This is a genomic window from Streptomyces boncukensis (assembly GCF_011045075.1).
Taxonomy (GTDB): domain Bacteria; phylum Actinomycetota; class Actinomycetes; order Streptomycetales; family Streptomycetaceae; genus Streptomyces; species Streptomyces boncukensis.
The window spans coordinates 1-10,339 of sequence record NZ_JAAKZZ010000262.1 but is presented as its reverse complement, the minus strand read 5'-3'; the positions used below and the strand labels follow the sequence as shown (position 1 = coordinate 10,339).

Annotated in this window: 10 protein-coding genes; 3 read left to right on the top strand and 7 right to left on the bottom strand. The window is 75.3% G+C overall.

The features are described 5' to 3' along the window. The 4 genes from G5C65_RS22585 to G5C65_RS22570 all read right to left on the bottom strand — a co-directional run. The coding region (locus G5C65_RS22585; protein WP_165300740.1) for an NADP-dependent succinic semialdehyde dehydrogenase at positions 1-1,356 on the bottom strand (1,356 nt) is incomplete at its 3' end. Positions 1,357-1,400: 44 nt separating this feature from the next. Beyond that, positions 1,401-1,613 (bottom strand): hypothetical protein, encoded by a 213-nt coding sequence (locus G5C65_RS22580; RefSeq protein WP_165300739.1) that lies wholly within the window; start codon positions 1,611-1,613, stop codon positions 1,401-1,403. A gap of 116 nt (positions 1,614-1,729) precedes the next feature. Further along, positions 1,730-1,996, bottom strand: coding sequence for a DUF397 domain-containing protein (locus G5C65_RS22575; RefSeq protein WP_165300738.1), 267 nt, complete (start codon positions 1,994-1,996; stop codon positions 1,730-1,732). Then, on the bottom strand, positions 1,993-2,826 hold the full coding sequence (locus tag G5C65_RS22570; protein WP_165300737.1) for a helix-turn-helix domain-containing protein: 834 nt from the start codon (positions 2,824-2,826) through the stop codon (positions 1,993-1,995). Before G5C65_RS22570 ends, G5C65_RS22575 begins: the two co-directional genes overlap by 4 nt. 256 nt (positions 2,827-3,082) lie before the next feature. Between G5C65_RS22570 and G5C65_RS22565 the strand changes: the two genes are divergently transcribed. Continuing rightward, entirely contained in the window at positions 3,083-4,660 is a 1,578-nt protein-coding gene (locus tag G5C65_RS22565) for an alpha/beta hydrolase (protein ID WP_165300736.1), read from the top strand. On the opposite strand, the gene G5C65_RS22560 is transcribed toward G5C65_RS22565, so the two are convergent. The 3 genes from G5C65_RS22560 to G5C65_RS22550 all read right to left on the bottom strand — a co-directional run bounded on the left by G5C65_RS22560 (position 4,643) and on the right by G5C65_RS22550 (position 7,419). Then, entirely contained in the window at positions 4,643-5,308 is a 666-nt protein-coding gene (locus tag G5C65_RS22560) for a TetR/AcrR family transcriptional regulator (protein WP_165300735.1), read from the bottom strand. The genes G5C65_RS22565 and G5C65_RS22560 overlap by 18 nt on opposite strands. Positions 5,309-5,408: 100 nt before the next feature. Continuing rightward, positions 5,409-6,266, bottom strand: coding sequence for an aminoglycoside 6-adenylyltransferase (locus tag G5C65_RS22555; protein ID WP_165300734.1), 858 nt, complete (start codon positions 6,264-6,266; stop codon positions 5,409-5,411). Between the two features lie 184 nt (positions 6,267-6,450). Then, a complete protein-coding gene (locus G5C65_RS22550; protein ID WP_165300733.1) occupies positions 6,451-7,419 on the bottom strand; it encodes an acetylxylan esterase in 969 nt (322 codons plus the stop codon). Positions 7,420-7,681: 262 nt separating this feature from the next. Between G5C65_RS22550 and G5C65_RS22545 the strand changes: the two genes are divergently transcribed. Together G5C65_RS22545 and G5C65_RS22540 are read left to right on the top strand one after the other, a co-directional pair. Further along, positions 7,682-8,962, top strand: coding sequence for an MFS transporter (locus tag G5C65_RS22545; protein WP_165300732.1), 1,281 nt, complete (start codon positions 7,682-7,684; stop codon positions 8,960-8,962). Continuing rightward, a partial coding sequence (locus G5C65_RS22540; protein ID WP_165300731.1) for a non-ribosomal peptide synthetase occupies positions 8,959-10,339 on the top strand: 1,381 nt, incomplete at its 3' end. The genes G5C65_RS22545 and G5C65_RS22540, both read left to right, overlap by 4 nt.

Below are 10,339 nucleotides of genomic sequence, written 5' to 3'. Positions count from 1 at the left end.
GATGCCCTCCCCGGCCAGCTCCCGCCCGTAGCCCGAGCGCTTGACGCCGCCGAACGGGAGCGCCGGGTGGGAGGCCGTCATGCCGTTGACGTACACCCCGCCCGCCTCCAGGTCCCGCACGCACCGCTCGACGTCCGCCTCGTCGCTCGTCCACACATTGGAGCTCAGCCCGAACGGCGTGTCGTTGGCCAGCGCCACCGCCTCGTCCAGGCCGCCGACCCGATAGAGCGTCGCCACCGGCCCGAACGCCTCCTCGCGGTGGATGCGCATCGCGTCTGTCACCTCCGCGAGCACGGTCGGCGCGTAGTACCAGCCGTGCTCCAGCGCCTCGCCCTCCGGCCGCTGCGCGCCGCACAGCGCGGTCGCGCCGCGCCGCAGCGCGTCGTCGACCAGCTCCTCCAGGTCGGCGCGGCCGCGCTCGGTGGAGAGCGGGCCGACGTCCGTCGACTCCCGCATCGGGTCGCCGACGCGCAGCGCCCGCATCCCGTCCGTGAAGGCCCCGGCGAACGCGTCGTAGACCTCGTCGTGGACGATGAAGCGCTTGGCGGCGATGCAGGACTGGCCGTTGTTCTGGACCCGGGCCGTCACCGCGGTCCGCGCGGCGCGCGCGACGTCGGCGGAGGGCAGCACCAGGTACGGGTCGCTGCCGCCCAGCTCCAGCACGGTCGGCTTGACCTCGTCCCCGGCGACGGACGCGACCGCGCGGCCCGCCGGCTCACTGCCGGTGAGCGTGGCCGCGGCGACGCGCGGGTCGCGCAGGATGCCCTCGATCGCGTCCGCCGGCACCAGCAGCGTCTGGAAGCAGCCCTGCGGGTAGCCCGCCTCGGTGAACAGGCGCTCCAGATACAGCGCGGTCTGCGGCACGTTCGAGGCGTGTTTGAGCAGCCCCACGTTCCCGGCCATCAGCGCGGGAGCGGCGAACCGCATCACTTGCCAGAGCGGGAAGTTCCACGGCATGACGGCGAGCACCGGGCCCAGCGGGCGGTAGTGCACCCGGGCCGACTCGGCGCCCGAGTCCCGGATGTCCGCCTCGTCCGGCCGCCGGTCGGCGAGCAGCCGCTCGGCGTGCGCCGCGTACCAGCGCATCGCCTTCACGCACTTCGCCACCTCGGCCTGGGCGGCGGTGCGGGTCTTGCCCATTTCGATGGTCATGGTGCGCGCGACGTCCTCGGCGTCCCGCGCCAGCAGGCTCGCGGCCTCCTTCAGCAGCCGCGCCCGGTCGGCGTATCCGGTCGTGCGGTATGTGCGGTAGGCGGCGTCGGCCGCGGCGAGCCGGCGCTCCACCTCCTCGGGGCCGTACGCGGCGAACGTCCGCAGCGTCTCGCCGGTGGCGGGGTTCACGGTGGCAATGGGCATGCCGTTGCCTCCTCCCGGTTCGCGATGGGGTGTCCGGGCGGTGCTCAGCGTCCACGGCGCGCGGGCGGCTCCGTGGCGGGCGGCACGTCGGCGGGGTCGTAGTCCGCCAGCCCCGCCGCGACGCGCTCGGCCTCCGCGCGGCGGGCCAGCTCCTCGTCGTCGGGGCGCGTCGGCATGCCGCCGTGCTCCCGGCGCACTCCCGGAGCCCGGACCCGCTGGGGCTGGTGTGTCCTCGGCGTATGCGTGTGCTTGGACATGGTCGGCTCCTCACCTACGCCTCCAGTGTCCCGGCAACGCCGCCGCCCCGCCACGTCAGGGCGTGTCCGGCGGACGCGGGGTTCCCCGCTCCCCTCCGGGGCGCGCTGTGCTCCGGCTATGCTCCGGTTTCGTCCCGGGGGGTGAGGAGGAAGTCCGCATCGCCCCGCTTGGCCGCCTCGACGAAGGCCGCGAAGCCGTCCAGCGCGCAGACGAGGGCCGGGCCCGCAGCGTCGGCGGACTGGCGCAGCGCCACCCGTCGGCCGGGCAGCCGCTTGACCTCCAGGCAGGTGCCTCCGTTGGGGCCGCTCCAGCTGTGCCAGTCCGCGCTGCCGAGCGCCCGCGCGGGCATGCCGTTGTAGTGGGGCTCAAAGGGCGGAGTCATGCGTACTCGTACTCCTTGCGCAGGTCGTGGAGCCACTGCCGCAGATCCGGCACCGTCTCGGACGCCATGGCCGCCATGACGGTGTGCGCGTTCAGATACGGCTCGATGTCGTCCCGCTCCTGGAAGTACTGGGCGCTGGAGAGGCTCTCCAGATAGACCGTGTCGGGGATCTCCGGCTCGGCGAACCGGAGGTAGCTGTAGTGGCCGCCGGTGCCCGGATGCGCCCCGGCACCGAACGGCAGCACGCTCAGCGCGATGTGCTCGTACTGCATGGCGTGCAGCAGCGCGTCGATCTGCGCGCGCATCACCTCGGGCCCGCCGATGACCCGGCGCAGCGCCGTCTCGTCCATGACCAGCCACAGCGTGGGCGGCGCCGTGCGCTCCAGGATGCGCTGCCGCCGCATCCGCAGCTCCACCCGGCGGTCGAGCTGCGCCTCGGACTCGTGCGGGAAGCCCACCCGGAGTGTGGCCCGCGCGTACGCCGGGGTCTGCAGCAGCCCCGAGACGTAGTGCGGTTCGTACGCGGCGATCAGCCGCGCCTCGCTCTCCAGGCTGAGGTACACCCCGAACCACTCCGGCAGCGCCTCGCGGAAGGCGTTCCACCAGCCCGGCTCCTCGGCCTTCTTGGCGAGCTGGACGAACTCCTCGACCTCCTCCTCGTCCGCGCCGTAGTGGCGCAGCAGCGATCTGAGGTAGAGGGTCCGCAGGCTCGTCTTCGCGCCTTCCATCCGCCATACGGTCGCGAAGCTCACATCCAGCGCCTCGGCGGCCTCCTCCTGTGACACGCCTGCCCGCTCGCGCCGCTCCCGGAGCCGCTTGGCGAGCACCATGCGTAGCACGGAGGGGGCGCTTCCGGGGCCGGACTGCACCGGTCGCCCCACGCGTCCGTCACCTCCCTGACTCACACTCAGGGCGCCGAGTGTGCCAGGGAATTGCTGCACGCAACAGGGTGCTGGTCGCCAAGTGCAGTTTTCACTTTGCCGGGTCGGCTCCAGCAGGCCGTACCCCGCGGCGGGGGACGGCCCCACCGCGGAGCGGGCGTTGGCCGGATGGTGGGCCGCCGGGTGCCGCGCGAGTCTGAGGCCCATGACGTCCAGAGCCCCGAGCAGGGTATTCACCGGAGTTCGTACGACCGCCGTCGGCGTGCTGGCCACCGCAGCCGCGCTCGGCACCCTCACCGGGCCCGCGCGGGCCGCGCCCGCGCCCGCGCCGCAGCGGGACGGGCAGGCGGCCCGGACCGGAGACGCCGCCCTCCGCCCCTTCGTGGAACAGCGTCCCCGCTGGACCAGGTGCGGGCACCGGGAGCTGGACGCGGCGGGCGCCCGGTGCGCCACGATCCGGGTGCCGCTGGACTACCGGAACCCGCGGGGCCGCACGCTCACCCTCGGCTTCTCCCGGATCCAGGCGACCGACACGGCGCACCGCGTGGGCCTGATGATGCACAACTCCGGCGGCCCCGGCGGCATCACGCTGGACATGCCCCTGCTCAGCAGAGACGCCATGGGCCCGAAGCTGGCCGCGCGCTTCGACCTGATCGGCATGGACCCGCGCGGTGTCGGCCGCAGCAGCCCGCTGCGCTGCGGCACCAAGGGCCACTGGCTGCGCTCGGCCGGCTACGACGCGGCCGGGTTCCGGGCCCACGCCCGCTTCCAGCGCGACCTGGTGCGCGCCTGCCGGCGCGCCTACGGCAGCGAGGTGCCGTATCTGCGGCACTTCACGACCCGCAACACGGCGCGTGACATGGACCTGCTGCGCGCCGTGCTGGGCGAGCGGAGGACCTCGTACTTCGGGATCTCCTACGGCACCTATCTGGGCAACGCCTACGCGAGGATGTTCCCCCGCCGCGTGGACCGGCTGGTGCTCGACAGCGCGATCGACCCGGCCCGCTACCACCTGCCCCTCTTCCGCGACGCGACCGTGGCCAACGAGGAGTTCCTGGACGCCTGGGCGGCGTGGACGGCCCGCCGGCACGGGACGTACGGGCTGGGCCGCACCGCGCGGCAGGTGCGCGCCACCGTCGAGCGCACAGCCCGGCAGGCGGCGCGCGAGCCGCTGAAGGTCGGGGACCTCACCGCCGACGGCCAGCAGGTGCCGCAGGCGCTGGCCGCGCTGATGGCGGACGACCGGGAGTTCGCCGCGCTGGCCCGCAGCGTGCGCGTCCTGCACGACGCGGCCCGCGGCCGGGACGTCGAGCCGACCGAGTCGCTGCGCGAGTCGCTCGGCCCGCCGGACGACGAGTCCGAGGTGCAGAACTCCCTGCAGCTCGCCCTGCTCTGCGGCGACCGCGCGGTCCCGCACGGCCTGGGCTGGTACCGCCGCAACGTGGAGCGGAGCCGCGCGGCGGCCCCGCTGTTCGGACCGGTCTTCAACGGCACCTCGCCCTGCGCCTTCTGGCCGAACGCCCCGCTGGAGCCGCCGGTGCGCGAGGCCGGCTCCGCCCCCGGACTGATCGTCCAGGCCACCGGGGACACCCGCACCAGCTACGCCAACGGCCTCGGGCTGCACCGGAAGATGCCGAACTCGCGGATGATCACCCTCCGGGCCCGGGTGCACGGCGTCTACGGGCTGTACCAGAACCGCTGCGTCGACCGGCAGGTCAACGACTACCTGCGCACCGGCCGCCTCCCGGACCAGGACACCCGCTGCTCACGGAACGGGCGCTGAGCGCTCCCCGGCGTCGCTGACGGCGGCGCCGGTCAGCAGCAGGTCGAGGCGGGCCCGCCAGTACGCGCGGCGGTCCGTGGCGCGGGCGCGGGCGAGTTCGGCCAGATACGGGGCGGGGTCCGGAACGCCCGGCACCTCGCCCGGAGCCGCGGGCGCGTTCCGGGGCGGGGGCCCGAGGAACGCGTCCGCCATGGTGTCCGAGACCGTGTCCACCAGCAGCACGGCCGTGCGCAGCGGGAACCCGAGGCTGCGCAGCCGGTGGGCGACCGTGACGAGCATCCGGTACGAGGCGTCCGGCAGCCGGTGCATCAGCTGCAGCTCCTCGGCCAGCCCCGGATACGCCTCGAACAGTTCCCACAGCGCGTCCGCCAGGCCGCCCAGATAGCCGCGCCAGTCGTCCGCGTCCGGCCACTCGACGGCGGCGATCACCAGCTCCGCCGCCTGCCGGACCATCTCCTCGCGGGAGCCGATGTGCCGGTAGAGGGAGGACTGGTCGACCCCGAGGTGGCGCGCGACGTTCGTGGTGGTGGCGCGGTCGAAGCCGACCTCGGCCACGGCGGCGGCGATCCGGGCATGGGTGAGCGGCACCCGGGGCGCCGCCGTGCCGGGGGTGCTCCCCGCTGTGCCGTTCGCGTGGTCCCCGCCCATGTGCGCCCTCCGTGCCGTCGCCGCGCCCACTCTGGTGCGCCCGCGTGCCATAGCATATTGCCACGGCGGTGACGGTGTGCGCCGTCCGTCGGCCCGGCCCTCAGCCCAGCGGCGTGGCCATCACCTCGTCGAGGTGCCGGAGCACCCGCTGGTGCAGGCCCAGGACGGGGAGTCCGAGTGCGCTGCCCACCTCGGCGGCCGCCTCGGCGTAGACCTCGGTGAGCGCCCGGAGCGCGCGCACCGTGTCCGCCGCCTCGTACCCCGCGAACAGCTCCGGCAGCCGCGAGCGGTACGGCTCGGCCAGCCACTCGGCGAGGTGGTGCCCGTTGTGCCAGGTGTCGGCCGCGCCGCCGGAGCGCACCTTGGCGTGCCACTCCAGCATCGTCAGCAGCAGGTCCCGCAGCTCCGCCAGCCGCAGCGCCGCGGGCCACAGGTCGCCGCGCGCCGCGTACACCGGCACCTGGGTGGCCTCGAACCAGAACTCGCGCTGGTTGTCCTCGAAGTCCTCCTCGTCCGGCGGCTCCCAGCGCGGCGCCTGCGGCTCGGACGGCGCCAGGCCGCGGGCGAGGCCGGTCTTGTCGAGGTGGACGGTGTACCCGCGGCCGTAGAGGTCGTCCAGGCCCTCGCGCGCCAGCCGCTCCAGCCGCTCGGGCCCGGCGAGCGTGAAGTCCACCTTGCGGCCCCCGGCGAACACGGCCAGACACGTCGGCCAGCCCGGCTCGTCCGGCTCCTCGTTGGGCAGGTGCAGGGCCACCAGGACGGGCCCGATCTGCTCCAGCCACGCGTCCTCGCCGGCGAGCGCCGCCGTGCCGGGCCCGACGAGCTCGATGTCGAGGTCCGAGAGGGAGTCCACGCGGCTGCCCCGGGCGCGGGACCCCGTCTGGACGACCGCGTGGACGCCCTCGGCGCGCTGTGCGAAGTCGAGGACGGCCTGGAGGAGTTCTTGTGGATCTTCCATTGGGCCGAGTGTACGGGCGCGGGGTGTGCGGGGTCGGGGTTGCCCCTTGCTGCTCCGCCGCAGGGCGCGGGTGCTCTGTGGTGTGGCGCGCCCCGAAGGGGCGCGGGGAACTGCGCGCGTCACCACGGCGGCAGCCGCGGTCCGCAGGGCGCGGGCAGGGGCAGCCCCGGCTCGGCAGCACGACTTACCGGCTCAGCACCGACCGCGCCCAGCTCAGCTGGCGGGCCTCCTGGGCCGTGCCGCCGCCCTCGTGCTCGTTGTACGGGTAGACCGCGATCTCCTTCTCGCCGCCGTAGGCGTGGTACGCGGCGAACACCGTCGACGGCGGGCACACCGGGTCCATCAGGGCGACGGAGAACAGCGCCGGAGCCCGGCCGCGGGCCGCGAAGTTGACGCCGTCCACGTACGACAGGGTGCGCAGCACGTCCCGCTCGCGCCCGCGCTGCATCCGCAGATAGCGGACGACCTCCGGATAGGGCCCGGCCTGCGCGATGGACAGGGCGCGCGGGAAGTGGCACAGGAACGGCACGTCCACCATGGCCGCCGCCACGTCCGGCACCAGCCCCGCCGCGGCGAGCGCGAGGCCGCCGCCCTGGCTGCCGCCGGTGACGACGGTGCGCGCCGGGTCGGCCAGCGGGTGGCCGCGGGCCGCCTCCAGGCCGCGGACGGCGTCCGCGCAGACCCGCCGGTAGTAGTACGTCTCGGGGTCCTCGACGCCCCGGGTCATAAAGCCCTCGTGCGCCGGGCCCGACCCGACCGGATCGGGGGTGTCGCCGACGCTGCCGCCGCTGCCCTGGCCCCGCAGGTCCATCACGAAGTGCGCGTACCCGGCCAGCGGCCACAGGCCCCAGCTGTGCGGGAGGCCCCGGCCGCCGCCGTAGCCCTGGTACTGGACGACGAGCGGGAGCGGCCCGGAAGCGTCCGCCGGGGCCGTGAACCAGCCCTTGACCGGGTGGCCGCCGAACCCGGCGAAGGTGACATCCCAGGTGCGGACGCCCCGCAGCCCGGTCTCCACCGGGTCGAAGGCGACGGCGGGATCGTGCTCGCGGGTGAGCGCGAGGGTCTTCTCCCAGAAGGCGTCGAAGTCGTCCGGCTCGGGGACGGCGGGGCGGTAGCCGCGGAGCTCGTCGAGCGGCAGGTCGAAGTGGGCCATGGGGGCGGGGCCTCCTCCTCGGGCAGCGGTCCGTCAGTGGTCAGTCTCCGCCCGGCGGCGGTGGGTTGCAGCGGGGTGCGGTTGTTGAGGATGTGACTACAGGGCGCGTTGTCTACATCACAGTCGGCGACTGTTGACGGGGGCTCCCGGCGACCAGGAGGCTGGATTCCTGCTGAGCGGACACTGAATCCTGAATATCGGACGCATCCTGTGGGGGGACGAGCCGCACCATGGAGGACATTCCACAGTTACGGCGGACGCCGTGCTGAACCAGGCTGTATGGCGACAGCACGACTTCCGGCAGCTCTTCTGCGCCGCCGCGGTGAGTCAGATCGGCACCCATGTGACCCTCGTGGCGCTGCCCCTGATCGCCACCCTCGAACTCGACGCCTCCGCCTTCGAAGTGGGCCTGCTCACGGCCCTGGAGACGGCCGCCTTCCTGCTGATCGGGCTCCCCGCTGGGGCCTGGGTGGACCGGATGCGGCGGCTGCCCGTGCTGCTGCGGGCCGACGTGGTCCGCGCCTGCGCTATGGGCAGCGTGCCGCCGGCCGCCGTATGCGGTGTGCTGACCCTGGAGCAGCTGTACGCCGTCGCGCTCGTCACCGGGTGTGCGACGGTGTTCTTCGACGTCGCAGGCCAGAGCTGTCTGCCCGCGCTGCTGCCGCGCTCCCAGCTGGTGTCCGGCAACGGCGCCTTGGAGAGCGCCCGTTCGGCCGCGCAGGTCGCCGGGCCCGGACTCGGCGGCGGACTCGTCCACCTGCTCGGCGCCCCGCTGGCGCTGCTCGCCGACGCGGTCAGCTATCTCGTCTCGGCGCTCTTCCTGCGGCGCATCCGCTCCCGTCCGGAGCCCCCGGCGCCGCGGCCCGGCGGCTCGCTGGCCGCAGAGGTCCGCGAGGGGCTGGCGTTCGTGCTCCGGCACCCCGTGCTGCGGCTGATCGCGCTCACCACCGGCACCGCGAACTTCTTCGCCGCGCTGCACACCGCGGTGCAGACCGTGTTCCTGGTGCGGGTGCTGGGCCTGCCGGCGGGCGGCGTCGGGCTGATGCTCTCGGCTTCCGCCGTCGGCGGGCTGCTGGGCGCCGCGTGCGCCGGGCGGCTCGCCCGCCGCTGCGGCCAGGTGCGGCTGATCTGGCTGGCGCCGCTGGCCACCGGGCCGTTCGCGGTGCTGTGGCCGCTGTCGCGACCGGGCACGGGCGCCGCGCTGTTCGCGCTCGCCTCCGGCGCGGTGTACTTCGGCGCCGTCGTCTACAACGTCGCCCAGGTCAGCTACCGGCAGTCCGTCTGCCCGGACGCCCTGCTCGGCCGGATGAACGCGACGCTGCGCTTCATGGTGTGGGGGAGCATGCCGCTCGGTGCCCTGGCCGGGGGCGCGCTGGCGTCCGCCGCGGGAGCGCGCGCTGCGTTGTGGGTGTGCGCCGCCGGGTTCCTCCTCGTGCCGCTCCCCCTGCTCCCGCTGCGCTCCGCGCGGCGGGAGGGGAGCGAGTCCACCGACGCGCCCCCGCACGGCCGGAACCCCGCCGACAACGCCGGAAGGCCGATGTGAACACCAGCATCACCGCCCAGTATCTGGAACGGTACCGGCGGGTCGCCGAGGGCGCGGGCGCCCCGGCGGGGCTGCTGCCCGTCACCGGCGCCCAGCGGCGGTTCGTGGTCGCCCGCCATCTCGACGCCGGACGGCGGGCAGCGCTCGTCCCCCTCTTCTTCGCCTTCCCGCGCGGCGCCGTGGACCCGGAGCGGCTGCGCCGCGCTGCCGCACTGCTGGCCGCCGCCCACCCGGCGCTGCGGGCACGCCCGTACGTCCTGCGCGGTCTGCCCGTCCAGCGGCTCCAGGCACCGGCCGCCTCGGTGCGGCGGGTCCGGCAGCTCCCCGGCGAGGGCGCGGCGGACGCGCTGCGCCGCGCCCTCGCCGAGTGGCCGGAGGACGGGCCGCCGCTGCGGCTGCTGCTCACCGAGGCGACGGCCGCCGAGACCGGCGCCCCCGGCGCCGGGGAAGCGCCCGGCGCGCCCATGGAGGTCCTCGCCCTCGTCCTCGACCACGCCGTCTGCGACGAGCAGTCGCTCGGCCTGCTCTCCGCCGGCCTCGCCGACGCCTACGCCCGCAGGCTCGGCCCCGAGGACGTGCCCGCCGACCGCGCCCGGGACGACGCCGACGCCTACGCCGAGGCGCTCCGCCTCCAACTGGACGCCGAGCGGCGCGCCTCGGCCCCCGGCTCCCTCGCCCACTGGACCCGCCGCCTCTCCCTCGGCCGCAGCGTCGGCCGCCCGGTGTTCGTGCCGGACACCGGGCGCCCCACCGGGGCGCTCAGCGCCCGGCTGCCGCTCCCGGACGGGCACGCAGCGCGCGCCGTCGCCTTCCCCGCCCTGCTCGACGCCTGCGGCACCGCGGCCCGCGCGCTGTCCGGCGGCACCGGCGTCCCCGGCGGCACCGGGGACGCCGGTGCCGCCGGCGGGGACGCCGCGGGGGAGGAGCGGACACCGCTGCTCGGCTACCCCTGGGGCGGGCGCCCCGCCCAGGCGCCGCCCGTACTCGGCTGCTTCCTCAACACCGTCGTCCACCCGGCCGGCGGAGGGGAGGACCCCGAGGCGGCGGCCGACGCCTGGTGGGACGACCTGGACCACGCGGACACGCCGTTCGACGAGGTGGTGCGCGCGGCGCGGGCCGCCGGGGTCCCCTGGGCGGGCAGCCTCGACGGGCTGCTCACCTTCGAGGACCTCGGGCGCCGCCCGCCGCTGCGGCTCGGCGACGCGCAGGGCCACGAGATCCACATCGACGGGCGCCCGCTGCAGGCGCCGTTCACCGTCGCCGTCTCCTACGGCACCGACCTGCTCGTCCGCATGGCGTGGGACCACGGGGCGCTGCCCCGGGAGCGCGCCGAAGCCGCGTTCGAGCTGCTGACCGCCGCGCTGCGCGCCCACCCGG

Excerpts from the sequence above, each read along its gene's own strand:
- G5C65_RS22580 (WP_165300739.1), bottom strand. The coding sequence starts at position 1,613 with ATGTCCAAGCACACGCATACGCCGAGGACACACCAGCCCCAGCGGGTC.
- G5C65_RS22570 (WP_165300737.1), bottom strand. The coding sequence starts at position 2,826 with ATGGTGCTCGCCAAGCGGCTCCGGGAGCGGCGCGAGCGGGCAGGCGTG.
- G5C65_RS22550 (WP_165300733.1), bottom strand. The coding sequence starts at position 7,419 with ATGGCCCACTTCGACCTGCCGCTCGACGAGCTCCGCGGCTACCGCCCC.
- G5C65_RS22555 (WP_165300734.1), bottom strand. The coding sequence starts at position 6,266 with ATGGAAGATCCACAAGAACTCCTCCAGGCCGTCCTCGACTTCGCACAG.
- G5C65_RS22575 (WP_165300738.1), bottom strand. The coding sequence starts at position 1,996 with ATGACTCCGCCCTTTGAGCCCCACTACAACGGCATGCCCGCGCGGGCG.
- G5C65_RS22560 (WP_165300735.1), bottom strand. The coding sequence starts at position 5,308 with ATGGGCGGGGACCACGCGAACGGCACAGCGGGGAGCACCCCCGGCACG.
- G5C65_RS22565 (WP_165300736.1), top strand. The coding sequence starts at position 3,083 with ATGACGTCCAGAGCCCCGAGCAGGGTATTCACCGGAGTTCGTACGACC.